The sequence below is a fragment of the Dermatophilaceae bacterium Sec6.4 genome, assembly GCA_039636865.1.
GTDB lineage: Bacteria > Actinomycetota > Actinomycetes > Actinomycetales > Dermatophilaceae > Allobranchiibius.
Map to the genome: position 1 here is coordinate 3376467 of CP144172.1, position 25907 is coordinate 3402373.

The window sequence follows — 25907 nt, forward strand, 5'->3', positions numbered from 1 at the left end:
GACTACGCAGCGGCAGCAGTCGAGGACGAACGCTCAGCGGCCAGGCCGGTGAGCTCACCTTCGACATTCGCGCTGACCTTGCGCTCGATGTAGAACGACAGGAACGGGATGCACCCGGCGAGGATGACCCCGACCATCTTCAGCAGCCCCCACCGCATCTTGAACGACAGGTTCACCGTCGCGGCGATGTAGACGATGTAGACCAGGCCGTGCGGTTGCGGCCACCAGTCGAGCGCGCCGTTGTCGAAGGCGTACTTGAGGATGACCTGCGCGGTCAGCAGTAGTAGCCCGAGTCCGACAATCACCGCCATGATCTTGAAGAAGGTCAGCGCTTTGCGGGATTTGTCAGGATCGATCAGCGTCCTCCCGGCGGTGGCCGTCACCTGTGGGGTCTGCTCGCTCACTGCTGATCCTTCGTCTCGGCGAACGGCGACGCAACAGCATCGTCGTGATCGTGCACGTGCTCATTCTCCCCGCTGCGCCTCAGCGCCAGCTGGGTGGCCCGCGTCAAGGCGTATTCGTCGCGCACCATGCGCACCCACACGTAGACCGCGAAGCATGCGAATGCCCACCATTGCAGGGCGTACCCGGCGTTCAGCAGGTGGAATCCGCCGCCGCCGGGCTGTGGCGGCGGGAACTTCTGGATCGGCGCAGCGGTCGCTGTCGGCGTCTCACTGGTCGCGAAGATGAACGAGTTGTAGACCGTGCCACCCCACGTATTGGCGAGTACGGCAAGGTTGATCGCCCCGATCTGCCCGGGCGGGTAAGGGGTCGCATCCGGTGACTCCCCAGGAGCCAACGCACCGTCGACGGTGACCTGACCGGTGCCGGTCAGGGGTGCCGGCACACCCTTCGGGTCAGTGACGAACCCGCGGATGACCCCTAGTCGTGCCCCGTTCGCGTCCAGTACCAGTGGCGTCAGCACCCAGAATCCGGGGACACCGTTCAGGGTGCGGCCCGCGACGATCTCCTGGCGGGAGGCGTCGTAATGGCCGGTCGCGCGCACCGGACGCAACGATCCGTCGCGGGGAAAACTCTGGGCCGGTTGCATCGCGGCCGTGATCGACACCGTGGGACGGTCCTGCATCTGGGCGTTTGCGGCGCCGTGCCCGGCACTGCGGGCGACATCCAGCTGCCAGATCCCCAGGAAGATGAACGCAACCACCAGCGCCACCATCAGCGCGAACAGACCCATCAGCCGGGTCGTCAAGGCAGTGCGGAGCATATCTCCCATTGTGGCGCTGCCACCTGTGCCTTACCGACCGGGGCGCCGGTCGAGCCCCTCGCACGGTTGAGCAGGACCACGGAAAACCATTCGCGGGTGGAACCGGCCTCGATCTACGCTGAGGGACGCTATGAAATCGCTGCCGTACGACGACCCGGGCACCCCCGACCTGCGCTCGCCGGATCGGTTCATTTTGTGGACCGCCCGTATGCAGTGGCGCACGGTCACGCTCGGGGTGGCGTGCGGGATCGTCTGGATGCTGAGCCTCGCGCTGATGCCCGCCGTGATCAGCAGAGGCACCGACGCGGGTATCCGCGATCACGACCTGGGCGCGCTGCTCACCTGGTCTCTGGTCCTGATCGGTCTCGGCGTGCTCAGCGCCTGCGTCGGTACCCTGCGCCACCGGTTTGCCGTCCTCAACTGGTTGCAGGCCGCGTTCCGATGCATGCAACTGGTCGGTGAGCACGCGACCGATACCGGTGAGGCGCTGCCCCGGGCGATGCCGACCGGTCAGGTCGTCGCGAGCGCAGCCACCGACGCGGGCCGGTTCGCCCAGTCCTTCGATGTGTTCGCCCGGTTCGCCGGATCGATCGTCGCCTATCTCGTGGTCGCCGTCATTCTGCTGCGCAGCTCGATGCAACTCGGGCTGGTGGTGCTGCTCGGCGTCCCGATCCTGCTGGTGAGCCTCGCGGGTGTCATCCGACCCCTGCAGCGTCGCCAGGCCGATCAACGCGAGCAGTCCGGGAAACTGTCCGAGTTGGGTGCCGACACCGTCGTCGGACTGCGGGTACTGCGCGGGATCGGCGGCGAGGACACCTTCCGCCGCCGGTACGCCGAGCAGTCCCAACGGGTCCGCCGCGAGGGCGTGCGGGTCGCTGCACCGCAGTCGACCCTGGACTCGGCCCAGGTGCTGCTGCCGGGCCTGTTCATGGTGGTGGTGACCTGGCTCGGTGCCCGTGCCGTGCACGATGGCTCGCTGACACCCGGTCAGCTCGTGGCGTTCTACGGATATTCCACCTTCCTGGTCATCCCGCTGTCCACGGCGACGGAGATGACCGGCAAATTCCTCGGCACCCGGGTCGCCGCCGACCGGATCATCAAGGTCCTGCAGATTCAGGGCGACCACCTCCGCTCAGAGCACCTCGGAGAGGCATCGACGACCCGCCGGCTGCCCGCCGGTCTGCAGCAGTTGGTGGATCCGGGGACCGGCGCGCAGTTCGCGCCCGGACTGCTGACCGCCGTGGTGTGTGATGTGCCCGCCGATGCCGCTGCACTGGCGGACCGGCTGGGCCGGTTCGGCCAGCCCGACCCCTCCGAGACAGGGGTGGCCTTCGGCGGCGTACCGATAGGGCAGGTAGCCGTGGCCGAGGTGCGCTCGCGCATCGTGGTCTCGCAGATCGACCCGCACCTCTTCGCGGGAACGTTGCGCGATGAACTGGACCCCGCCGGCAGGAGCACCGCCGACCAGATCGCAGCGGCATTCAGCGCGGCAGACGCTCACGACGTACTGCTGGCCCTGGACGACGGCCTGGACTCTCGGGTGCAGGAGCGCGGCCGGTCCTTCTCCGGCGGTCAGCGACAACGCCTCGCCCTCGTGCGCGCCCTGTTGACGAATGCGCAGACCCTCGTGCTCGTCGAGCCCACCAGCGCGGTGGACGCCCACACCGAGGCTCGTATCGCTGCCCGCCTGCACGACGCCCGCCACGGCCGCACGACCATCGTGATGGCGACCAGTCCGTTGCTGTTGGACCGGGCCGATCGGGTGCTGCTCCTGCAGGAGGGGCGGATCGCTGCGGTGGGCACCCACGCCGAGCTGAGCCGTGACAGTGCGGCCTACCGACGCGTCGTACTGCGTGGGGAGGAGGACGCCGATGAGCCTGCCCACCGCTGAGAAGCCGACCACGACACCGGCGTCCACGTTGCCGATCGCGGACGGACAGACCGTTCGCCGGCATGCCGCGATGCTCATGCGCAGTCATCGACGCGCGCTGATCACGACCGTCACCCTGCATGCCCTCGCTGCAGTCGTCGGTCTGATCTCTCCGCGGCTCTTCGGCGAGCTGATCGGGCAGCTCTCGCACGGCATCGACAATGCGAGCATCGACCGCTTCGGGTTCGCTCTGCTGGCCGTTGTCGTGGTGCAGACCGTGCTGACCTGGTGGGCGCGGCGGTCGGCGTTCATCCTCGGTGAAACCGTCTTCGCAGATCTACGCGAACGCTTCATCGACCGGGTGCTCGCGCTGCCGCTGTCCACCGTCGAAAGCGCGGGCACCGGGGAGTTGGTGTCACGTACCACCAACGACGTCGACGCGCTGTCCTACGCCGTGCGGTTCGGGGTGCCGACGACGCTGGTGGCGGCGGTGACGTCGCTGCTGACCCTCGTCGCGGCGTTCCTGGTCAACCCGTTGGTCGCGCTCTCGTTGCTCGTGACCGCGCCGTTGTTGGCGTTGTCCACGAAGCGGTATCTGCGGTTCGCCGGTCCCGGTTATGCCCGCGAGCGCGCTTCCTACGCCGTGACCAACGGCATGGTGACCGAGAATGTCGAAGGGGCTCGCACCATCGACGCGCTGTCCCTGCAGGGGGTGCGGCGCACGCGTCTGCACCAGGCGATGCGCGGTATGTGGGATGCCGAGATCTACACGCTCAAGCTACGGATGTGGTGGTTCCCGGCCGTCGACCTCGGCGCGGTGCTGCCCGTGGGCATCAGCCTGCTGTGGGGCGGCTATCTCGTCGACCAGGGCCACGCGAGCCTCGGCCAGGTCATCACAATCGTGCTCTATGCCCTGGCCCTCGGTGACCCCGTCGATGAGCTGCTGACGTGGTTGGACGAGATCCAGGTCGGTACCAGCGCGTTGGCTCGCATCATCGGTATCGAGGCGTTGCCGCCGGATCGCACCGTGGGCGACGGGCAGCCGGTGGATTCGCATCTGGTGGCCAGCGCGGTGCGCTATTCCTACCGCAGCGGGCGCGAGGTGCTGCACGGCATCGACCTGGATCTGCAACCGGGTGAGCGCGTCGCGATCGTCGGACCATCCGGCGCGGGCAAGTCCACCCTCGGCAGATTGCTGGCCGGGATCGACGGACCTGGCTCGGGCAGCGTCACCGTGGGCACCGTTCCACTGGTCGAGTTACCGCTGGATGACCTGCGCGGTGAGGTCGCGCTGGTCACGCAGGAGCACCACGTCTTCGTGGGCACTCTGCGCGACAACCTGGTACTCGCCGACCCCGGTGCGAGCGATGAGCAGCTCTGGTCGGCGCTGACCTCGGTCGATGCGCTGCCCTGGGCATCACAACTGCCCGACGGTCTGGACAGCCGCATCGGACAGGGCGGTCAGACGCTGACCGACGCTGCAGCACAACAGCTTTCGCTGGCCCGTCTGGTACTCGCCGACCCGCACACACTGGTCTTGGACGAAGCCACCTCACTGCTGGATCCGCGAGCAGCACGCCACCTGGAGCGGTCGATGAACGCGGTGCTCGCGGGGCGCACGGTGGTCGCCATCGCGCACCGGCTGCACACCGCGCATGACGCCGACCGCGTCGCGGTGGTCGAGGACGGCAGGATCAGCGAGATCGGATCGCACGCCGAGCTGGTCGCGGCCAACGGGGCCTACGCCGCGCTGTGGCGCACCTGGCACGACGAGTAGGGACGAGCGCCTTGTTCGGCCGGGGTGGACGGTTTGCGTCGGTGACCCTCGCTATTGCAAGGGTCACCGACGTAAACCGCACACCTACCGGCGTACTGCATCCCGGGTCAGCTGCGCTGGTAGGGCGCGACGACGACCTCGACGCGCTGGAACTCCTTGAGGTCGGAGTACCCGGTGGTCGCCATCGCCCGCCGTAGAGCGCCGACCAGGTTGGTCGTGCCGTCAGCCGACTGACCGGGCCCGGTCAGGACCTGCTCCAACGTGCCGACCGTGCCCACCTCGACCCGCTCACCGCGTGGCAGATCGGGGTGATGGGCCTCGGACCCCCAGTGGAACCCCCGGCCCGGCGCCTCGGTCGATCGGGCCAACGCCGCACCCAGCATCACCGCGTCAGCACCACAGGCGACCGCCTTGACCACATCACCACTGGTGCCCAGGCCACCATCGGCGATGACGTGCACATACCGCCCGCCGGTCTCATCCATGTAGTCGCGTCGGGCGGCGGCGATGTCCGCGATCGCGGACGCAAGCGGCGCGTGAATGCCGAGAGTACGCCGGGTGGTATGCGCTGCTCCCCCACCGAAACCGACCAGTACGCCTGCTGCACCGGTACGCATCAGGTGCAGACCCGCGGTGTAGGTCGCGACCCCGCCGACGATGACCGGCACATCCAACTCGTAGATGAAGCGCTTCAGGTTCAGCGGCTCGGCCCGACCGGACACGTGCTCGGCCGAGACCGTGGTGCCCCTGATCACAAACAGGTCGACCCCCGCGTCGATGACTGTGCGCCAGTGCTCCTGGGTACGTTGCGGGGAGAGAGCTCCCGCAACGGTGACACCGGATGCGCGAATCTCTTTGAGGCGCAACTCGATCAGGTCGGGGCGGATCGACGAAGCATAGATATCGCGCATTCGCGCGGTGGCGTTCGCCGGGTCCAGTGAAGCGATCTCGGCCAGCAAGGGCTCCGGGTCCTCGTAGCGGGTCCACAGCCCCTCGAGGTCGAGGACCGGAAGACCACCCAACTGGCCGAAGGCAATCGCCGCCTTGGGTGACATCACCGAATCCATCGGCGCGGCCATCACCGGCAGGTCGAAGTGGTAGGCGTCGATCTGCCAGGTCACCGAGACTTCCTCGGGGTCGCGGGTGCGCCGTGAGGGCACCACTGCGATGTCGTCGAAGGAATACGCCCTGCGCCCACGCTTGCCGCGGCCGATCTCAATCTCAGTCACGTGCGACAGGGTAGCCGCCAGCCACGTCAGCGGGTTGTGTAGTTCGGCGCCTCGACGATTCCCTGGATGTCGTGTGGGTGACTTTCCTTCAGCCCGGCAGCTGTTATTCGGACGAAACGACCCCGCTCCTGCAACTGAGGGATGGTGCGAGCGCCCACGTAGAACATCGACTGGTGCAGGCCACCGACGAGCTGACGGGTGACGGCGCCCAACGGCCCGCGGTAGGCGACTCGGCCCTCGATACCCTCCGGCACGATCTCGTCGTCGCTGGTCACGTCGGCCTGGAAGTAGCGGTCCTTGGAGAACGACTTCTTACCGCGCGAGGCCATCGCGCCCAGTGAGCCCATCCCCCGGTAGGTCTTGAACTGCTTGCCGTTGACCAGCTGCAACTCCCCGGGACTCTCCTCGCACCCGGCCAGCAGCGAACCCACCATGACCGCGCTCGCACCCGCCACCAGCGCCTTGGCGATATCGCCGGAATGCTGCAGGCCGCCGTCGGCGATGACCGGAACGCCCGCCGGCCGTGCGGCACGCGCTGCGTCGTACACCGCAGTGATCTGGGGTACGCCGACACCGGCGACGACCCGCGTGGTGCAGATCGAACCTGGGCCGACACCCACCTTGACGCCGTCCACTCCTGCGTCCACCAGGGCTTTGGCGCCCTCGTACGTCGCGACGTTGCCACCCAGGATCTGCACGTGACGGGTAGCCGGGTCCGATTTCAGCTTGCGGATCATGTCCAGCATCAACCGGGCATGGCCGTTGGCCACATCAGGGACGAGCACGTCGACGCCGGCCTCGACCAACGTCGTCGCCCGCTCCCACGCGTCCCCGAAGTACCCGATAGCCGCGGCCACCAGCAACCGACCGTGCTCGTCGTTGGACGCCAGCGGGAACTGCTCGGACTTCACGAAATCCTTGACCGTGATCAACCCGGTCAGTCGGCCGTCACTGTCGACCAGGGGCAACCGCTCCCGCTTGTGCGCTCGCAGCAGATCGGCCGCGGCGTCACGGGCGATGTCGGTCGGGCCGGTCACCAACGGCGGCCGGGTCATGATGTCGTCGACCTTCGTGGTCGCCCACTCCGCCAGCGGGGTGAACCGCAGGTCCCTGTTGGTGATGATGCCGATCAACCGGTTCTGCGAATCCACGACCGGCAGCCCTGAGACGCGGTACCGACCGCAGATCTCGTCCAATTCCTCCAGGGTGGCGTCGGCGCCGATCGTCACCGGCCGGTCGATGATCCCGGTCTGGGTGCGTTTGACGAGGTCGACCTGATCGGCCTGATCGGCGATCGAGAGATTACGGTGCAGCACCCCGATGCCGCCCTGCCGCGCCATCGCGATGGCCATCCTGGACTCGGTGACCGTGTCCATCGCCGCAGACACCAGCGGCACCCTCAGGCTGATCCCCCTGGTGAGCGCACTGGTCGTGTCGACCTCGCTCGGAATGACGTCGGTCTCGTTCGGCAACAGCAGCACGTCGTCATACGTAAGGCCGAGCGGACCGAAGATCGGCGGAAGCGAATTGTCCTGCGATTGCGCCAGCACCATGCGCGCAATCATAGGCGGGGCATCATGAGTGACCTGCGACGCAGCCTCCGGTCGATGCCCTACGAAGCAGTTCCCGAGCCAGACGCGTCGCTGCTGGACGTCGCGACACTCGGGGACTGCGTCGTTGTCGACCCCGAAGGACCTGCGCTGGGTTGGGACGGTACGGGCGGATTGACCGTGCGGATCGGTGGATCCGGGCGCCAGATCGGCGACGTCGGCGGCACGGTTGTCGGCGGGGTCGTCGTCGGTGGGGTCGTCGTCGGTGGGGTCGTCGTCGGCGGAGTCGACTTCGGTGGGGTCGACTTCGGCGGAGTCGACTTCGGCGGAGTCGACTTCGGTGGGGTGGTCGACTTCGGCGGGGTGGTGACCGGCGAGGTCGGCGATCCGGGCGAGGTGCGCGTCCGCCGCGGGTGGATCGTTACCGAGGGACGCCGGAAGATGGACGACGGCGACTGAGTGGCAGCTTCCGCGCGCAGGAGCGGAGCCGTCGGGCCGGCCGACGACGTACCCGCCACCGCGGGCAACCGGGCACCGGGCGACGGGTGCTGATGCTGGGTCGAGGCGGCGGGGGAATCGAAGACCAGACCTCGGGTCACCTGCCCCAGCTGACGCAGCACGGGCACGTTGGTGCTGGTCATCGCGGCTGCCATACCACTCACGGACAACGCACCTAGCAGGACCGCAGCAGCTGCTCCTGCGCGGAAACCCACTCGACCCCGACGTGCGTATCGTCCGGCCGGTTTGTCGGCGGTCCCCGCACCGAGGACGTCGACGTCGCCACCGGCCGCGATGGTTGCATCGGATGACACAGCCGCGCTGGAACTCTCGTCCGCAACCATCGGCTCGACCATCAGGCCCTCGTCGATCCCGCACGCCCAGGAGTCCAGCAGCCCGCTCAATTCGTCGCTGCCGAACGTGCCGGACGCTGAGCGACTGCCGAGCTGGTCCAGCAGCTCATCATCACCCTGGATGTGGTTGATGGACGGCGGCGTCATGACGGGTCTCCGCTCGGATCCAACATCGCGCGAAGTCGCGTCAACGCACGATGTTGCGCCACGCGCACGGCACCGGAAGTCATCCCCAGAGCGCGCGCGGTCTCCTCAGCGCTCATCCCGACGGCAACGCGCAAGGTCAGGATTTCACGGTGCTGTGCTGACAGACGGCCCAGCAGTGCCCATACCCGATCGGCCTGCTCGCCCGCCAAGGCAGCCGCTTCAGGTCCCGGAGCCTTGTCGACGGACTCCGGAATATCGGCGACCGGCTGAGGTCCACGCATCACCGATCGTTGGACGTCGGCGACCTTGTTCGCGGCAATCCGATAGACGAAGGCTTCGAAGGGCAGCCCGCGGTCGACATAACGAGGTAGCGCGGTCAGCACGGCCACACACACCTCCTGCGCTGCATCTGCAGCGGCATCAGTGGCAGCCGAGTGCCGCCCCAGGCGACCGCGCGCATAGCGCAGAGCAATCTGGTGGACGGCTGCCATCAACGAATCGGTGACATCTGCATCCCCACTGCAGAATCTGCTCACCATCTCGCGCAGGGAAATCTGCGCGTCTGCCGGTTCCATCGAAGGAACCGTCGGTTTCGTTACGCCACCGCTGCCTTCGCGCTCCAGGGCAGCACCGGTGACGGATTCGGGCACCCATCGTCGGCGCGGCGCCGCGTGTACTTCACCGAAACTCATGGACCCTCCGAGTCGACCGGAATCTCCCGCCGGGTCTCCACCGTAGACACGGCCACCCCTCAGGCGTCAACCATGCCCCATCTCGGACGCCTAGACCACCGGGTGCCAACATGGCCGGTATGACAACCTCCCCTGAGCCGATAGCCATCCGTGATGACGCCATCCGGCTGGGGCAACTGCTCAAACTTGCGGGCGTCGTCGAGGACGGCGGGCAGGCACGCGAAGTGATCCAGGGCGGCGAAGTCCTGGTCAACGGCGAGGTCGAGACGCGTCGGGCGGCAAACATCCCGGTGGGCGCGGTCGTGCGTCTGGGCGATCAGGAGATGCAGGTTGTCCGCGCCACGACGGCCTGACCGGGTTCCCCACGTTTGCGTCGCCGGCGACCAGAAACGACCGGAAAAGCGCCATCCGACTCACGTTTGCGTCGCTGGCGACCAGAACGCGAGAACGCGGTAAATGAGGACGCGGGAGAGGGGTTGATACGCGGACGCGAAAAGGCCCCCGACCGCAACTACGGTCGGGGGCCTCTTTCAGTCGGGAGACTCAGTGCGAGTGGCCGTGGCCACCGGCAGCCGGCTCCTCTTCTTCCTTCTTCTCCACCACGAGCGTGTCGGTGGTCAGGACCATCGACGCGATCGACGCGGCGTTACGCAGCGCGGACCGGGTGACCTTGACCGGGTCGATGACGCCGGCCTTGATCAGGTTGCCGTATTCACCGGTCGCGGCGTTGAGGCCGTTGCCCGGCTCGAGGTCACGGACCTTGGACACCGCGACGTAGCCTTCGAGGCCGGCGTTCTCAGCAATCCAACGCAGCGGCTCGGCGACTGCCTTGCCGATGATCGCTGCACCGGTGGCCTCGTCACCCTCCAGCGTGAGGTCGGCCAGCACCGCTGACGCGTGGATCAATGCTGATCCACCACCGGCGACGATGCCCTCTTCGATAGCAGCGCGGGTCGCCGAAATCGCGTCCTCGATGCGGTGCTTCTTCTCCTTCAGCTCCACCTCGGTGTGCGCGCCGACCTTGATGACGCAGACGCCGCCGGCGAGCTTGGCGAGACGCTCCTGCAACTTCTCGCGGTCCCAGTCGGAGTCGCTGCGCTCGATCTCGGCCTTGAGCTCGTTGACGCGGCCGTCGACGTCAGCGGAGTCGCCCTGACCCTCGATGATCGTCGTGTTGTCCTTGGTGACCACGGTGCGACGGGCCTGGCCCAGCACCTCCAGGCCGACCTGGTCCAGCTTCAGACCGATCTCTTCGGCGACAACCTGGCCACCGGTGAGGATCGCAATGTCCTGCAGCATCGCCTTGCGACGGTCCCCGAAACCGGGGGCCTTGACGGCGACGACGTTGAACGTGCCGCGGATCTTGTTGACCACCAGGGTCGAGAGCGCTTCACCGTCGATGTCCTCGGCGATGATCAACAGCGGCTTACCGGCCTGGACGACCTTCTCCAGCAGCGGGAGGATGTCTGAGACCGAGGAGATCTTGCCCTGGTTGATCAGGACGTACGCGTCCTCCAGGACGGCTTCCATCCGCTCGGGGTCGGACACGAAGTAGGGGCTGATGTAGCCCTTGTCGAACTGCATGCCCTCGGTGAAGTCCAGCTCGGTGATCGCCGTCGAGGACTCCTCGACGGTGATGACACCGTCCTTGCCGACCTTGTCGAAGGCTTCAGCGATCAGTTCACCGACGGTGCTGTCCTGTGCGGACAAGGTGGCGACCTGGGCGATCTCGTCCTTGCCGTCCAGTTCACGGGCGGTTTCGAGCAGGCGGTCGTTGATAGCACTGACGGCCTGGTCCATACCGCGCTTCAGAGCGGACGGGGCGGCTCCGGCTGCGACGTTGCGCAGGCCTTCCTTGACCATGGCCTGAGCGAGCACCGTGGCGGTGGTGGTGCCGTCACCGGCGACGTCGTTGGTCTTGGTGGCGACCTCTTTGGCCAGCTGCGCGCCGAGGTTCTCGTACGGGTCCTCCAGCTCGACCTCGCGGGCGATCGTCACACCATCGTTCGTGATGGTCGGCGCACCCCACTTCTTGTCGATGACGACGTTGCGACCCTTCGGGCCGAGCGTCACCTTGACGGCGTTGGCGAGCGCGTCAACGCCGCGCTCCAGGGACTTGCGGGCTGAGTCGTTGAACTCCAGCGTCTTGGACATATGTGGTCCTTACGTGTTCGAAGTGCGAAGGATGGTGCAAGGGGTACGACGACGCCCCGGCGAGGTGCCCGGCATGGGCCCAGCGCCGGGGCGTGCGTTCGTACCGAAAGCGGGGGGTGTTACTTGACGACCGCGAGAATGTCGCGAGCCGAGAGGATGAGCAGCTCCTCGCCGGAGTACTTCACCTCGGTGCCGCCGTACTTGCTGTAGATGACCTTGTCGCCGACGGAGACGTCCAGCGGAACGCGGTTGCCGTTGTCGTCGATACGACCGGGGCCGACGGCCAGAACCTCGCCCTCCTGGGGCTTTTCCTTGGCGGTGTCCGGGATGACCAGACCGGAAGCGGTGGTCTGCTCGGCTTCGATCGACTTGACGACGACGCGGTCTTCGAGCGGCATGATGTTGACCGACACGGTGGTGACCTTCCTTGATGGCCTGCCGATGGCAGGGAGTTGTGGTCCTGGAAAAAACATTGCCGGTGTCAACGGGTGGTGAGGCCGCCGTCGCGGGGGTCGACCTCGGTGTTGACACTGGCACTGTCCCAGGTTGAGTGCCAGGAATGAATCTATGCCGCAGTTAGCACTCATGCAACTCGAGTGCCAACGACTTCATCCGATCGGGCACCGACATTCGGTGCGCCACAATGAATGCCATGGATGCGGACCTCGTGCACCGACTGGCTTCCGGTGAAGGATGGGGACTGCTGCAGTCGCTGCCGCCGTACGACGCGAGCCAGGCGATGTCCCTCGCGACCAGGCTGCGCGGGGAGGGATTCGCCCCAGAACTGATAGCGGCCGCCCTCACCCAGTCCGAGCTGCGCGCTCGCGCAGAGGTCAAGTTCGGCCCAGCTGCCGCAGACATGCTCTTCACCCGCGACGGCCTGGAGCAGGCCACCCGCCGACCTGTCGCCGAGCGGCACGCGGGGCGCTTCCTGGATGCCGGTGCGCGCACTGTCTACGACCTCGGTTGCGGCATCGGCGCCGATGCCATGGCGCTGGCAGCTGCGGGCATCCACCTGCAGGCCGTCGATTCGGATGAGGCCACCGCCGCCATCGCGGCGGTCAACCTGCGGCACTGGTCACACGCCCAGGCACATCACGGACGCGCCGAAGATGTCGCCATCGCGACCGGCGACGCCGCGCGTCACTGCGGGGTATGGCTGGACCCCGCGCGCCGGTTGCCCGGTGTCGCCGACGCGCAGGGCCACAGCAGGCGGCTTTTCAGGCTGGCCGACATCAGCCCGTCCTGGGATTCGGTGCGCAGCTACCTCACCCGCACCCCGGCCGGTGGCGCCAAACTCAGCCCGGCCTTCCCGCACTCCCAGATACCGCTCGGCATGGAGGCGCAGTGGTCCTCGGTCGACGGGGAGGTGCTGGAGTGCACCCTGTGGGCCGGCGACACCGTGCAGAACGCCGGGCGTACGGCGCTGGTCATGCGGGCCGGACGAGCCAGCCTGGTGACACAGCAGGACGCGGCGGGCGCTGCGCCGTTACCGGCCCAGCTGCACCGGCTGGGCCCCTACCTCTACGAGCCGGACCGTGCGGTCATCCGAGCCGGCCTGGTCGGCGCGCTCATCAATACCGCCGACGGCAGGGAGCTGTCCCCTGGTGTCGGTTATGTGACCGGCCTGGCCGACGTACACGTGCCGTGGGCCCGCAAATATGCCATCAGCGACGCCGTGCCCTACAACGTCAAAGCCCTCCGCGCGATGTTGCGGGACCGTCGGACCGGCACCCTGACCATCAAAAAGCGTGGAGTGTCCGTGGATGCGGAGCTGCTGCGTCGACAATTGAGACTCACCGGCGACCAGGAGACGACCATCGTGATTACCCGCATCGGCGGCGCCCAGGTGGTGCTCGTGGTGGTGCCGCTGTGACACATCGCCGCTATCCGACCGCGCTCGGATTGCCGCTCGCGCTTGCGCTCAGCGCCTGTTCTGCGGGGTCTGCGAGCTCCGCCGCTTCCTCTACCTCGCCCTCACGCAGCGCGGCAGCGTCCGCATCCTCCACGTCTGCACCCCCCACGTCCACACCCTCCACCTCGACGTCCTCCCGGCCGGTTCCGCCGTCGTCGAAGGCCTCGCCAAACTGCGTGGACACGGCGGTCGCGGCGATGACACCTGCCCAACGCGCAGGCCAACTGATCATGGTCGGGATGACTCAGGGCGGCGCCGATGACATCGCCGCGGTGCGGGCTTCCCTCCGGGACCACTATGTCGGCTCCGCCTACTACGCGGGCGGCTGGGAGGGGGCAGCCGCCGTGCAGGCGGCCGCCGATTCCCTGCAGGGGCAGACCCGACAGGCAGGCTCCCCCGGCCTGCTGCTGGCAGCAGATCAGGAAGGCGGGCAGGTCCGGCAGCTACGCGGCAACGGGTTCACCTCGACCGTTTCCGCAGTCCGGCAGGGTCAGCTGACACCGAGCGCCCGCAGGGCCTACGCCGCGTCGATGGGCAGGCAACTGCGAGCTGCCGGCCTGAATGTCGATCTCGCGCCGGTTGCTGACACCGTGCCCGCTGCCCTCGGCAAAGACAACGGACCGATCGGCGCATTCGATCGCGAGTACGGCAACGACCCGACGAAGGTCGCTGCCGCGGTGTCGGACGTGGTTCACGGCTTCGACTCGTCCGGCCTCGCAGCCACGCTCAAACACTTCCCCGGAATCGGTCGCATCGCCAAGAACACCGACTACAGCTCCAGCGGAATCACCGACTCGACGACCGGTCCCGACGATCCGTACCTGACTCCTTTCGGTGCGGGCATCCGCGCGGGCGCCGGGCTCGTCATGATCTCCTCGGCGCGCTATCCGAAGCTGGACCCGAAGCATCCGGCGACCTTCTCTGCGCCCATCATCACGGGTCTGCTGCGCCAGAAGATGGGCTTCAAGGGTGTGGTCATCTCCGATGACCTGAACACCCCGGCGCTGGCCTCGACGCCTGTGCAAGAACGCGCGGTGCGCTTCGTCGGGGCCGGGGGCGACCTGCTGCTGACGGCGACCGACAGACTCGTACCGGGCCTGACCCGCGGGCTGCTCGCCCGGATGGCTTCCGACCCGGCCTTCGCGAGGGTCGTCGCGGGCGCCGTGCAACGGGTGATGACGCTCAAGGCGAGTCTCGGATTGGTGCGCTGCGGCTGAGATGTCGCGGCTACCTGCCGGTCGGGGATCATCATGAGCGTTCGCCACCGGGCCGGTGGTGTGCAGGAAACGCGTATGCTTGCCAGTCTGTTCTGCACCTATCTGGGTTCCTCGATCACGGCGACTGCGAGCACGATCTTCCTGGTGCAGCGTTTCGGCGTCGGCGCATCCTCAGGTCTCGCGCTCGTTCTGCAACTTCTGCCGAATCTGCTGCTGGGCCCCGTTGCCGGCGAGATGGTCGCTCGGGTCAATCCCAAACTGGCTGCGATGACGGGATCCATCGGGGTCGGCGTCGCCGTCCTGGGATACCTCCTGGTCACCCAGTCGTGGCAGGCGCAACTCGTATCTCTGCTCGTCGGGCTTGCCGGTGTGATCGGCACGCCAGCACGTATGTCGCTGCGCGCATCGGTCTTGACCCCTGACCGGCTGCGGTCCTCGACCGGTGCCATCGTTGCTGCAGAGCGCCTCGGGCTGGTGCTGGGCCCTCTCATCGCGACCACCATCGCAGTCATGATCGGCGTGCAGGCGGCATTCGTCCTGGAGTTCTTCCTCGCGCTGGTCGCCGTTGTGACTCTGCTGGGTCTGCAGCCACGCGCATCCGACCGTGGCACACCCACTGCGGGCGGGTTGCGCGGGGTGTACCGACGGGCCTGGCAGTTGATGACCCGTGACCGGGTGATCTGGGAATACAGCCTCTCCGGCTTCATCTATCTGATCGGTGTCGGGATCCGCCGGTTATTGTTCCCGGCCGCGTTGATCGTCACTCTGGCCAGCAGCGAAAACCGGCTGGGCATCCTGGTCGGTGCCATGGCAGTGGGTGGAATCGTGGGTGGTCTCATCGCACCGCGGGTCGACATCGAGCACATCGACCGGCAATTCGTCCTGCAAACCTGCGTAGAGATGCTCGTCTGGGTGGCGCTGGGTTTCGTGAGTTCCCTGTCGCTGTACCTCCCACTGCTGGTGATCGCCGGTGTGCTCGAGGGCTTCACCACGACGCTCTACTTCATCCGGGTGCAGGACAGGCTGCGCCCCAAGGAGATCGGCCGCTACTTCTCGCTGATGAGTCCGATGTCGGATGCCTCGATCGTCATCGGCGTGCTCATCGCCTCCTGGCTCGGATTGCACGCCCTCGCCGATTACGGATTCTGGATCATCGGGGCCCTCATCGGCGCACCACTGCTGGTCTGCCCGGTCATCGTCCGCAACGCCCTCACGACCACCAAGGCGCGCCCTCGCGGTCGCGGCTGACCAGCTCAGCGGGCCTGCACCAGCTCGACGGGCATCGAGGAATCCGGCGGTAGGTCCAAGGAACTCGGCGGTAGTCCGCGAGCGACCATCTGCGCGCCGAGCGCTGCGACCATCGCGCCGTTATCGGTGCACAGTCGCACCCGTGGGACCCGCAACGCGATACCCGCGTCAGCGCACCGCTGCTGGGCAAGAGCCCGCAGCCTGCTGTTGGCCGTCACACCCCCGCCGATCTGCAGGTCGTCGATGCCGTATTCGCGGCACGCGTCGATGGCTTTGCGGGTCAGAACGTCCGCCACGGCTTCGTTGAAACTCGCCGCGACATCGGCCACCGGAATCACCCGGCCCGCACGCTCGCATTCCTGCACCCAGCGCACCACCGCACTCTTCAGGCCGGAGAAGGAGAAGTCGAAACGGTGCTGGGCCAGGTCCTTGTTCGCGCTCAGCCCCCTCGGGAACGCAATTGCCTTCGGGTCGCCGTCCCGGGCGATCGCATCGATACTCGGGCCACCCGGGTACGGCAGGCCCAACAGCCGGGCCACCTTGTCGAACGCCTCACCCGCCGCGTCATCCATTGTCGCGCCGAGGGACTGCACGTCGCTGGCGATATCGCGCACGAGCAGCAGGTTGGTGTGCCCGCCCGACACCAGCAGGGCCACTGTCGGCTCAGGAAGCGGACCGTGGTCGAGCACGTCGGCGCAGACGTGGGCGCACAGGTGGTTCACGCCGTACAGCGGTTTACCGAGCGCCCATGCAATGGCCTTGGCTGCGCCGACACCCACCATCAAGGCGCCAGCGAGACCGGGACCGGACGTCACGGCAACGGCGTCCACCTGCGCCAACGAGACCCCGGCTTCCGTACAGGCCCGTTGCAGGGTCGGAAGCATGGCCTCCAGGTGGGCCCGGCTGGCAACCTCCGGCACCACCCCGCCGAAACGGGCGTGCTGCTCCACGCTGCTGGCGAGGGCATCGCCGATCAACGTCGTACCCCGCACGAATGCAACACCGGTCTCATCGCACGAGCTCTCCACCCCGAGCACCAGTGGATCCTCAGTCGACATCGCACACGTCCTGTTCGGCGGGAGAGTTGTTGAGCAGCCGGCGTAGGACGAATGCGTCGATATCGCCGGGTTGGTAGTAGCGCCGCCGGATACCGATCTGTTCGAAACCATGCCGACCGTAAAGTCGGCGCGCGGACTCGTTGTCTGCGCGTACCTCCAGCAGCACGACTTCCGCTCGCGCCGCCCCTGCCAGTGACAACAGGTCGCGCAGCAGCAGCTGACCCACGCCGCGCCCCTGCGCCGCCCGATCCACCCCGATCGTCATCACGTCCGCAACGTCGCCCGCGACGGACAACCCTGCGTAGCCGACGATCTCGCCGCCGTCGCGGGCAACCCTGTAGATGCGCTGGGGTCGTGCTGCGAGCTCGCTCCACCACGCGCCTGCACTCCACGCGTCGTGCTCGAAAAGCTGCTGCTCGAGAGTCACCAGCGTGTCGATATCGGGCCATCGCAGCTGCGTCAGCTCGATCACGACGGCACCGACTTCGTATGCACTGCCTTCCGGGCGACCGAGGGTTGGGCATCGGGCTGACGCAGATACATCGGTCGCGGCTGCAACAGCTCACCGCCGTCGCGTCGTCGTGCCACGACGAGCGCACCGAGCAGGCCGGCATCCACGTCGGCCACCTCGATGACCTGCGGGAAGCTCTGCGGATACAGCAGTGGACCGCGGCCGGCCACCGGTAGGTCCCGCATGTCCCGGTCGAGCGAATCCGCTGTGGCGACGGCGGGTTCACCGTGCCGGTGTACGCCACCCGCGACGGCGGTGTAACGCGCCCAGTAGACCTCCTTGCGACGGGCATCGGTGGCGACGAGGAACTCCTCACAGCTGCCTGCTACGGCCACTTCGTACGCGATGGCGTCCAGGCTGCATACGCCGTACACCGGAATGTCCAGGACGAATCCGAGGGTGGTGGCCGTCACCAGGCCTACCCGCAACCCGGTGAACGGGCCCGGCCCGACACCGACCGCGACACCGCTCAGGTCCGACGGGGCCAGGCCCGCCCGCTTCATCACCAGGTCGATGGTGGGGGCGAGAGTCTCGGCGTGCCGCCGGGCTTCAGGAATTGACTCCTTCGCAAGTACGCGCGTGCCGTCGTGGACCGCAGCCGTCACCGCCGACGTCGCCGTGTCCAGAGCGAGCAGCACACCCGTCACGACAGTTCCGCCAGCAGCTGCTCGAATCGGTCGCCGAGAGCGCGACCCGTCACGGTGCGGATCTCATCTCCTGCCAGTTGCAGTTCCAACCGCTCGTCAGCGAGTCGCTCAGCCAGTCCCTCGCCCCATTCCACGACGGTCACTGCGTCCTCCAGTCTGGTGTCCAGGTCGAGATCGTCCAGCTCCGCTGCATCACTGAGACGGTATGCGTCCACATGTACCAAAGGCGGCCCGTCCACGAGAGATGGATGGGTGCGCGCGATGACGAAGGTCGGAGACGTGATCGGGCCCCGCACCTGCAACCCGCGCGCAATGCCTTGCGTCAAGGTCGTCTTGCCAGCGCCGAGGCCGCCGGTGAGGATGATCAGGTCGCCACCGTCCAGCAGCATCCCCAGACGGGCGCCCCACTCCTGCAGAGCCTCCGGGTCGAGGAAGGTCCACCGGGCCACATCGGTCACCGCTGTCATGAGGTGGAGCGCCCGGCCTTGCGCGGCCGACGCGCGGGTACCGTCACGCGCTTGGCGACGCGAGGCGCCCGATGAGCCCGGGATTCGCTACTGTGCTTGCGCTTGGGCGCATCCGGTGTTGCGCCGTCGCCCAGCGCCCGACAGGCACGATCGAGCATCGTCAACAGATGTTCGTTGACCAGATCGGGGTATTCCAGTGGCAGCACATGGCCTGCGTCGTGGATCAGGACGAACTCGGTGCCCGGCATCGCGTCGACTATTGCTTCGGAGTGCACCGCGGGCGTGATCCGGTCCCGGTCACCGCACAGGACGAGCGTCTCGATGCCGATGAACTCTTTCAGCGCCTGACGCTCGTCGTGCAACATCAACGATCCGAGATAGGCTGAGATGGTCGGCATCTTGGTCGCGAAGATCATGTCGGCCACCAACCGGACGATCGACATCGGCACATCGGAGGCGAACGACCACCGGTGCACCAGGAACGCCTCGACGTCCCTACCGGCGTGCCGGGTCGACGTGACCAGCGCCTCCTGATCGGTCAACTGCAGCATCGCGGCCGGGCCCAGGCGGTGCACGATGGCACCCAGTTGACGACCCAGGCCGAAATTCTCACTTGCGAGGTTGCCTGCACTACTGGAGATGAATGCCGCACCGATCACCCGTTCGTGCAGCACTTTCGGATACTGCCGCGCGAACGACATCACCGCCATCCCACCCATGGAGTGCCCGACAAGCACCAGTGGTCCGGACGGCGTGGTCTCCTCGATGACCCGCGCCAGGTCGCGCCCGAGTTGGCCGACGGTGTAGGTCGATTCGTCAGCCTCCTCGCTGCGTCCGTGTCCACGAAGGTCCCACAGGACCACGCGGTAACCGGCGGCACGCAGCATCCGACGTTGGAAAACCCAGAGAGTGAGATTGTGCGTGTATCCATGACACAGCACGACCGTAGGTTTGTTCGCGTGCCAGGTGGACTCGTCGACCTCGACGTGCAATGGGACACCGTCTTCGGAGATGACCACCTGCTCGATGTCGGGTGTATCGACGTAGTCACCCTCGGTGCCCAGCGAGATCGCGGTCTGCCGGGCCCGCCAGAGCCGGTCCACCGTGATACCGGCCGCTGTCGCTGCCGCCGCACCGACCAACCCGGCTCCGATCCCGAGGATCGACCGCGTGGCGCCCACTACATGTCTCCTTCGTAGATCCGCGGCAGTCTGCTGCTCATCCGGGTCACGATCTCGTAGGAGATCGTGTCGGTCGCGTCGGCCCAGTCCTGCGCGGTGGGTTCGCCACCGTCGCCGGGACCGAACAGGACGACGCGATCACCGGCCTGCACCTGCTGGTCACCGACATCCACCACGAACTGGTCCATGCATACCCGTCCGCTGACCGCATGCCGCACGCCTGCGACCTGCACCGGCCCCACGTTCGAGGCGGCGCGTGGCACGCCGTCGGCATACCCTGCGGGCACGTCGACGACCGTCGTTTCCTTCTCCGGCACGTAGGTGTGCCCATAACTGACGCCTTGACCCGCCGGAATTCGTTTGGCAACAGTGATATTCGCGGAGGCGGTCATTGCCGGGCGTAGCCCGAACGAGGCCGGGTCACCGAGCTGCGGGACGGGGCTGAGGCCGTACACCGCGAGCCCCGGGCGCACCATGTCCCAGGCTGCGCTGGGCTGAGTGAGCGTCGCCGCGGAGTTGGACATGTGGCGCACCTCGATCGGGAAGCCGGCCCGCTCCACGTCGCGTACGGCGTCCGCGAATTTCTCCTGCTGAGCGCGCACTGTCGGATGATCGGGAGAATCGGCAAACGCGAAATGCGTGAACACACCGACCACCTCGATGACGCCTTCGGCGCTGAGCGGCTGCGCAGCCTGGATCAGCCGCGGCCAATCCGCTCCGTACGCACCATTACGGGCCAACCCGGTGTCCACCTTCAGCTGAACCCTCGCGGGGCGACCGATCCGACGGGCAGCAGCAGCCAGTTCGGTGAGCTCCCACTCGGCCGGCACGCCGAAGTCGATGTCACGTTCGAGTCCCGGGGTGAAGTCGAGACCGGGGGCATGCAGCCAGGACAGCACCCGAGTCTCGATCCCAGCGTCACGCAGGGCAATGGCCTCAGCAAGCTGCGCGACTCCCAACCAGGTCGCACCGCCGTGCACGGCGGCCTGGGCGCTGGGCACCAGACCGTGCCCGTAGGCATCACCCTTGACCACCGCCATCACCTCGGCGGCACCGGCGAGTTCCTTCAACCGGATGACGTTGTCGCGGATGGCAGTCAGATCAATGGTCAACCGGGCCGGCGCGCCGGCGGGCAGATCCGTGTCGTGGAAGCTCATAGCCGCTCCAGTTTGGCATCCGGGCCAAGGGTTCGCGCGCGGCGAGTCCGCGAGTGCGGCTGCCGGCCGCGGCCGCCACCACTTTCGTGGTGGATGTGTGCGCGATTGACACGGCCATCCAGGGACCGGCCCAGGGTGGCGTCGAGGAACCCTGCACGCACCGCACGAGCGCTCTGCCCTCGGCAATATGACTAGCCGCGACCGCTACCCAGGCCGAGGACCATCGCGATACCGAGGGCGCTGCGCGGGTCATAACCGGTGCGCCACAGCCCGCCGTGCACGGATCGGACGGCTTCCTCACCCCACGCGGTGTCCTGCGGTGCCGGCTCGGCGTACAGGTCATGCACCAGGAGTGCGGCCATCAGGGTGGCGCTGGTGGACGGCGCGAAGACATGGATCCCGAAGCGGTGCGCTCCGGCGTACGCGGCCGCGAGGAGCCGGTTCTTCAGGACCGAACGGGTGCGGGTCGGCGGCGCGACGTTCATCGACACGAGGACCCCGTCTGCACGTGCTGCGGTCGCGCGCCAGCGGTGCACCCTCTTGGCGAGCAGATAGTTCGGCCCCTGCTGCAGCACAATGCTGTCGTTGATTCCGGGGTTCTCCCCCGGTGCGTAGTTGCGTTGCAGCAGGCGCCCCCGCGACGCGGCGCGTACGACCGGGCGCAACCTGCGTAACGCGGTACGTCGCTCGTATTCCGATGTCGCCGCGTCCACGGCGGCGCCCGGTACCGCGAAGCTGTCGGTCGGGGTGGCCAGCCATCCCATCGACAGATCGCCCCTGGTCTGCTGCAGGTGGGCGGTCAGCGCGTCGGCCGCCGCAGACAGGCGCAGATTGACCACCCCGTCGGCATACAGATAGTTACCGAGCACCAGATGTCCGTCCTGCTCGGCGATCCAACGGGTCACCTCCGGCAGATCGTGCAGCAGATCAGCCCCGGTGCTGCCCGAATCTGCGGTGCTGACCGGGTACGTCAGGGTGCCCGCCGATTCGGATGCGAGGCTCAGCACGTCGCGCCACACCCCAGGTCGAGGTAGGTCGACGGCGACCACGTGCCCGCCCCACCGCAGAATCGAGCGCAACGGGCCCATCTCGGAGCTGGCGCCGAGCGCGACGAGCGATCTACCGGGCATCGAAAGCCACTCCGGGTGGTCGATCACCCGCGCGATGGCCTGTTGCGCACCGGGCTCCAACACCCCGTTGACCGCCCACGTGTCGAGCTGATCACGTAACTCCTGCCCGCGCAGTCGACGGCCCTCGTACGGCAGTGTCAGCTCCGTCTCGGCGGCAGCCGCACCGCGGACGGTCTGCGACGTCAGCGCCGCATCGGACGGCGCCGATACCGGTGCATCGAGCAGCGTTCCGAGACTCCGGCGGTCGCTACCGCGCTCGGCGACCATGCGGTGATGCACCGACGTGAGGCCGTCGCGGGCAATGGACGCCGCGGCCGCAGCGTCAGCGACCTCGGCCTCGATCAGTCGTTTGAAATGGGTGAGATAGCCGCTGCGCCAGTTCGTCTCACGCTCCACGGCTGCCGCGCCGACGGGATCGGCAGTTCGCAGGGCGTCACCGACGACCGCCCGACCGAAGGCAGAGCTACTGCGGGTCCCGTCGACCTGCGGCAGGTCGATCCGTAGGTCGGTGTTCATCCGTCCAGCGAACCAGACCGCGACGCGTCATCGGAAATATCGACCTGTGCCAGCTGGGTGGTTCGGGCTGTTCTCAGCAGATAGGCCACGGTTGCCCCCACCTCGTGCGCGATGTCCAGCGCGCGCAGCGGGCCGTCCGGGTTCGCCCGATCCCCCGCGACCCCGTGCACGAGTGCCGCGAGGCTCCCGGCGTCCAATGGCGGCAGACCAGCGGCGAGCAACATGCCGGCGAGCCCGGCGAGCACGTCTCCAGACCCGGCGGTCGCGAGCCAGCTCGGAGCGTCACTCTGGCTGCGGATGGGCAGCCCCGCACCCGCCGGTGGCACGACAATCGTGGTGCTGCCCTTGAGGAGCACTGTGACCCCGAGGTGATCGGCAACGAGTTGCGCGATCTGTACCGGAGCTCGGCGCACCGCGTCGTCCGCGAGTTCGCCGTCATCGCCCAGGTGGCCCGTCGGCCTCAGGTGCAGGCGGCGCGCGAGCCTCAGCAACTCCCCGGCGTGCGGCGTGAGCAGCGTCGGCGCGCTGCGTGGAGCCTCGAGCAGGTCCAGGCCGCCCGCGTCCAGCAGCACAGGAAGGTCGGATGCAATGGCCTCACGTGCGGTGTCCAGCTGCTCCTGCGACGCATCATTCGGCTCCATCCCGGACCCGATGGACCACGCCTGCACCCGGCCCACACCGAAGACCGCTTCGGGTACCAGCTGGCGCAGCAGCCCGGTGGGAGCATCGGGCCCGATGTACCGCACCATCCCGGCCCCCGCCGTGACTGCTGCGGTGACCGCCATCACGGCAGCTCCCGTGTAATGCTCCCCGCCGGCGATGATGCCCAGGACACCCCTGGAGTACTTGTCGTCGTCGCGGCCTGGGACAGGCCACAGTTCGGCGCCGTCCTGGTGGGTCAGCCGCTCGACAACCGGCGCGACCGGCTCGGTGAGCCCGATATCGATGACGGTGAGCAGACCGCACGCCTCCTGAGTCGCAGGGAGCAGATGCACGGGCTTGAGCATCCCGAACGTGACGGTTTCGTCCGCGGCGAACCGATCGGAATCGACCAGCCCGGCGGGATCGCACCCGGACGGCAGGTCCACGGCGATGACGTAGGCACCGGCCGCGCACCGTTCCCGGAGCCCGACCAGGTGCGCCGGAAGTCCGGGCCGACCACCGATGCCGAAAATCCCGTCGATGACCAGATCGGCGTCCGAGAGCGCATCGCGAACGTCATCGGAAACACCCCCACCGCTCCACTGCAGATCGATGGCACCCGCTGACACGGCCGCGTCCAGCCCCCCCTGGTGCACGCTGGCCGCGGTCCGCACCACAGCGACGTTGTGCCCTGCGGACGCGAGGCGTGCGGCGGCGAAGAGCGCATCACCGCCGTTGTTTCCGGCACCGACGAGCACCGCTACCCGCACGCCGTCGCCCAACCGCAAGCCGGCGACCTGCGCGAGCCCCGCGGCAGCGAGCGCCATCAGCTCTCCGTCGGCCTGATCGTGCATGGCCGCCTCCTCGGCAGTCCGAACGTCATCCACTGAATAGGCACGCATCATGCCTGCATCCTCTCGCGTTCACGGGCTCTCACCGATCGGGCGCGTCTCGCAGCGGCGATCCTGCTGCAATCAGCGTCGCGATCGCAAAGACGACGACTACTGCAAAGAACGCAGGCCGGTAGCCGACCGCCCCGACAGCCACACCGGCCAGTACCGCACCCAGGGCGCCCATGGTGCGGTTGACCGAGCGTCTGCTGGCGTTGACCCGGCCGAGCAGTTCGTCCGGGGTGAGGGACTGCCAGTAACCCATCTCGTTGGAGTTCTCGATGCCGGCGGCCAGACCCAGCAGACCCAGCGCGAGGAACAGCAGCGCGTCGCCGGCACCGGTCGCCGGGGAGACCGCAACCAGAATCCAAGCGAACGGATATGCGGCGCGGGCCAGGATGATGGCACGTCCTGACCCGATCCGGGCGCCGATTCGGGCCGCGGTCGATGCGCCAATCAGGCTGGCGAGCCCGAACACCGTGAACAACAGCCCGAACGTCACCGCAGTGAATCCACGCGAGCGCAACGCGAGCAGGGCCAGCGCTGTCATCGCAGCACCGTTGGCGAGGAACCACACATGTGTCGACACCGCGAGCGGGCCCAGGGCGCGGTGGCGGTAGGTCCATTGCAGCCCATCGCGGATCTCGGCGCGAAGGTTGCGGTCGCGGGCAACGGGTGCAGGTTCCTGCACCTGCAAGCCTGCATTCAGCGCGGCATCGAGCAGATAGCTGATCGCGTCGACCCCGATGGCCAACGGTGCTCCGAGCAGCCCCACGAGGCTGCCGCCGATTGCCGGTCCGAGCGTCTGCGCGGCGGCATCACTCTGATCGAGGCGCGCGTTGGCGACGACCAGCCCCGATCGTGGGACCAGGCGGGGAAGTAGCGACTGGGTCGCGGCGAACCCGAATACCGAGAAGGCACCGAAAAGAAGCAGTGCGGCGGCGAGCATCCAGATCTGCAGCGCGCCGGCCAGCCACAGGATCGGGATCAGACCCAGGCAGAGTGCACGCCCGATGCTCGCCCAGACGAGGATGGGTTTGCGACGCCACCGGTCGGTGTACACCCCCGCAATCAGCCCGAGCACGGCGTACGGCAGCAACTGCGCCGCATTCACGACGCCGACCTCGAAGGGTGAGGCACCGAGTGACTGGACCACCAGGACGGGCATCGCGATGGCTGTCACGGCCGTGCCGAGCGAGCTGATGGCGGCCGCAGTCCAGTACCGGGCGAACAACGAGCGAGCAGTGGTGGAGTCCATTTCGGCCGTCACCGCCTCCTTGCGCACCTCACCCCGCCGGGCGATCAGCGGTGAACAACTGCAGTGGCATGTTGTAGTAGCGAGTCGTCTGACCAGCACGGGTCATGCCGATGCGCTCGGCGACGGACTGCGACGGGGTGTTGGCGACATTCGTGACGGCGACCACTTCGTTCAGGCCGACCGCGAAGGCGTACTGCAGGAGGCGTGCAGCGGCTTCGGTCGCGTAACCGTGGCCCCATGCCTCGGGGTGGAAGTGCCAGCCGATCTCGGTGTCCCCCGAAGCGGGCGGCGGGTCCTGATCGCTGGACGCAGGTATTGGCTTGAGGATCACCGCGCCGAGCGGGCGGTCATCCTGGCGGTCGTGGACAACCCACACTCCATGTATCCCATCGTCCAGCGCCCGCCAGCGGGCGATGGCCAGCTGCGCCTCGCTGCGCTGCGCCATCACCTTCGGGAACCGCCCGATGAACCGCTGGACTTCTGGACGGGAGTACATGTCGAAAGCAAAATCGACATCGTCCTCAGACCATCCGCGAAGCAGTAGACGGCGGGTTTGCAGGGCGAGCACCAGCACA

At 67.5% G+C, this 25907-nt stretch carries 25 protein-coding genes; 7 read left to right on the forward strand and 18 right to left on the reverse strand.

What is annotated here, in order from left to right; all coding sequences use genetic code 11:
• Positions 1-2: 2 nt before the first annotated feature.
• Complete coding sequence (locus V3G39_16125) at positions 3-404, reverse strand: DUF3817 domain-containing protein (GenBank protein ID XAS76154.1); 402 nt, start codon at positions 402-404, stop codon at positions 3-5.
• The gene (locus V3G39_16130) at positions 401-1225 is read right to left on the reverse strand and encodes an SURF1 family protein (GenBank protein XAS76155.1); all 825 of its coding nucleotides are present in this window, start codon (positions 1223-1225) and stop codon (positions 401-403) included. The genes V3G39_16125 and V3G39_16130 overlap by 4 nt, the downstream gene beginning before the upstream one ends.
• 130 nt (positions 1226-1355) lie before the next feature.
• Between V3G39_16130 and V3G39_16135 the strand changes: the two genes are divergently transcribed.
• Positions 1356-3116: an ABC transporter ATP-binding protein gene (locus tag V3G39_16135; GenBank protein XAS76156.1), complete on the forward strand. Its 1761-nt coding sequence runs from the start codon at positions 1356-1358 to the stop codon at positions 3114-3116.
• Complete coding sequence (locus V3G39_16140; protein ID XAS76157.1) at positions 3097-4872, forward strand: ABC transporter ATP-binding protein; 1776 nt, start codon at positions 3097-3099, stop codon at positions 4870-4872. Before V3G39_16135 ends, V3G39_16140 begins: the two co-directional genes overlap by 20 nt.
• 107 nt (positions 4873-4979) lie before the next feature.
• On the opposite strand, the gene V3G39_16145 is transcribed toward V3G39_16140, so the two are convergent.
• Both V3G39_16145 and guaB read right to left on the reverse strand, forming a co-directional pair.
• Positions 4980-6101 carry a GuaB3 family IMP dehydrogenase-related protein gene (locus V3G39_16145; GenBank protein XAS76158.1) on the reverse strand — a complete coding sequence of 374 codons (1122 nt, stop codon included), beginning with the start codon at positions 6099-6101 and terminating at the stop codon, positions 4980-4982.
• Positions 6102-6127: 26 nt separating this feature from the next.
• On the reverse strand, positions 6128-7654 hold the full coding sequence (gene guaB, locus V3G39_16150) for an IMP dehydrogenase (GenBank protein XAS76159.1): 1527 nt from the start codon (positions 7652-7654) through the stop codon (positions 6128-6130).
• Positions 7655-7678: 24 nt separating this feature from the next.
• On the opposite strand from guaB, the gene V3G39_16155 reads away from it, so the two are divergent.
• Positions 7679-8110 (forward strand): hypothetical protein, encoded by a 432-nt coding sequence (locus tag V3G39_16155; protein ID XAS76160.1) that lies wholly within the window; start codon positions 7679-7681, stop codon positions 8108-8110.
• Positions 8111-8645: 535 nt separating this feature from the next.
• On the opposite strand, the gene shbA is transcribed toward V3G39_16155, so the two are convergent.
• Positions 8646-9341 (reverse strand): RNA polymerase sigma factor ShbA, encoded by a 696-nt coding sequence (gene shbA, locus V3G39_16160; GenBank protein XAS76161.1) that lies wholly within the window; start codon positions 9339-9341, stop codon positions 8646-8648.
• 110 nt (positions 9342-9451) lie between these two features.
• Between shbA and V3G39_16165 the strand changes: the two genes are divergently transcribed.
• The gene (locus tag V3G39_16165; GenBank protein ID XAS76162.1) at positions 9452-9694 is read left to right on the forward strand and encodes an RNA-binding S4 domain-containing protein; all 243 of its coding nucleotides are present in this window, start codon (positions 9452-9454) and stop codon (positions 9692-9694) included.
• Between the two features lie 190 nt (positions 9695-9884).
• On the opposite strand, the gene groL is transcribed toward V3G39_16165, so the two are convergent.
• Together groL and groES are read right to left on the reverse strand one after the other, a co-directional pair.
• The gene (groL, locus tag V3G39_16170) at positions 9885-11495 is read right to left on the reverse strand and encodes a chaperonin GroEL (GenBank protein XAS76163.1); all 1611 of its coding nucleotides are present in this window, start codon (positions 11493-11495) and stop codon (positions 9885-9887) included.
• Positions 11496-11614: 119 nt separating this feature from the next.
• The gene (groES, locus tag V3G39_16175) at positions 11615-11908 is read right to left on the reverse strand and encodes a co-chaperone GroES (protein ID XAS76164.1); all 294 of its coding nucleotides are present in this window, start codon (positions 11906-11908) and stop codon (positions 11615-11617) included.
• A 239-nt stretch (positions 11909-12147) separates the two neighbouring features.
• On the opposite strand from groES, the gene V3G39_16180 reads away from it, so the two are divergent.
• Entirely contained in the window at positions 12148-13371 is a 1224-nt protein-coding gene (locus tag V3G39_16180) for a class I SAM-dependent methyltransferase (GenBank protein XAS76165.1), read from the forward strand.
• Positions 13372-13381: 10 nt separating this feature from the next.
• Here V3G39_16180 and V3G39_16185 read toward each other — a convergent pair whose 3' ends face one another.
• On the reverse strand, positions 13382-13594 hold the full coding sequence (locus V3G39_16185; GenBank protein ID XAS76166.1) for a hypothetical protein: 213 nt from the start codon (positions 13592-13594) through the stop codon (positions 13382-13384).
• 13 nt (positions 13595-13607) lie between these two features.
• On the opposite strand from V3G39_16185, the gene V3G39_16190 reads away from it, so the two are divergent.
• Positions 13608-14627: a glycoside hydrolase family 3 N-terminal domain-containing protein gene (locus V3G39_16190; protein ID XAS76167.1), complete on the forward strand. Its 1020-nt coding sequence runs from the start codon at positions 13608-13610 to the stop codon at positions 14625-14627.
• Positions 14628-14702: 75 nt separating this feature from the next.
• Positions 14703-15875 carry an MFS transporter gene (locus tag V3G39_16195; GenBank protein XAS76168.1) on the forward strand — a complete coding sequence of 391 codons (1173 nt, stop codon included), beginning with the start codon at positions 14703-14705 and terminating at the stop codon, positions 15873-15875.
• 5 nt (positions 15876-15880) lie between these two features.
• On the opposite strand, the gene tsaD is transcribed toward V3G39_16195, so the two are convergent.
• The 10 genes from tsaD to V3G39_16245 all read right to left on the reverse strand — a co-directional run bounded on the left by tsaD (position 15881) and on the right by V3G39_16245 (position 25900).
• A complete protein-coding gene (gene tsaD / locus V3G39_16200) occupies positions 15881-16933 on the reverse strand; it encodes a tRNA (adenosine(37)-N6)-threonylcarbamoyltransferase complex transferase subunit TsaD (GenBank protein XAS76169.1) in 1053 nt (350 codons plus the stop codon).
• Positions 16923-17405: a ribosomal protein S18-alanine N-acetyltransferase gene (gene rimI, locus V3G39_16205; protein ID XAS76170.1), complete on the reverse strand. Its 483-nt coding sequence runs from the start codon at positions 17403-17405 to the stop codon at positions 16923-16925. Before rimI ends, tsaD begins: the two co-directional genes overlap by 11 nt.
• Positions 17402-18091, reverse strand: a complete 690-nt coding sequence (gene tsaB / locus V3G39_16210) for a tRNA (adenosine(37)-N6)-threonylcarbamoyltransferase complex dimerization subunit type 1 TsaB (protein ID XAS76171.1) — start codon at positions 18089-18091, stop codon at positions 17402-17404. Before tsaB ends, rimI begins: the two co-directional genes overlap by 4 nt.
• Positions 18088-18558 (reverse strand): tRNA (adenosine(37)-N6)-threonylcarbamoyltransferase complex ATPase subunit type 1 TsaE, encoded by a 471-nt coding sequence (tsaE, locus tag V3G39_16215; GenBank protein XAS76172.1) that lies wholly within the window; start codon positions 18556-18558, stop codon positions 18088-18090. Before tsaE ends, tsaB begins: the two co-directional genes overlap by 4 nt.
• The gene (locus V3G39_16220; protein ID XAS76173.1) at positions 18555-19739 is read right to left on the reverse strand and encodes an alpha/beta hydrolase; all 1185 of its coding nucleotides are present in this window, start codon (positions 19737-19739) and stop codon (positions 18555-18557) included. Before V3G39_16220 ends, tsaE begins: the two co-directional genes overlap by 4 nt.
• The gene (gene alr, locus V3G39_16225) at positions 19739-20896 is read right to left on the reverse strand and encodes an alanine racemase (protein XAS76174.1); all 1158 of its coding nucleotides are present in this window, start codon (positions 20894-20896) and stop codon (positions 19739-19741) included. Before alr ends, V3G39_16220 begins: the two co-directional genes overlap by 1 nt.
• Before the next feature lie 191 nt (positions 20897-21087).
• Positions 21088-22542 (reverse strand): hypothetical protein, encoded by a 1455-nt coding sequence (locus V3G39_16230; protein XAS76175.1) that lies wholly within the window; start codon positions 22540-22542, stop codon positions 21088-21090.
• Positions 22539-24089: an NAD(P)H-hydrate dehydratase gene (locus V3G39_16235; GenBank protein XAS76176.1), complete on the reverse strand. Its 1551-nt coding sequence runs from the start codon at positions 24087-24089 to the stop codon at positions 22539-22541. Before V3G39_16235 ends, V3G39_16230 begins: the two co-directional genes overlap by 4 nt.
• A 28-nt stretch (positions 24090-24117) precedes the next feature.
• Complete coding sequence (locus tag V3G39_16240) at positions 24118-25344, reverse strand: MFS transporter (protein XAS76177.1); 1227 nt, start codon at positions 25342-25344, stop codon at positions 24118-24120.
• A gap of 16 nt (positions 25345-25360) precedes the next feature.
• Entirely contained in the window at positions 25361-25900 is a 540-nt protein-coding gene (locus V3G39_16245; protein XAS76178.1) for a GNAT family N-acetyltransferase, read from the reverse strand.
• Between the last annotated feature and the right edge of the window lie 7 nt (positions 25901-25907).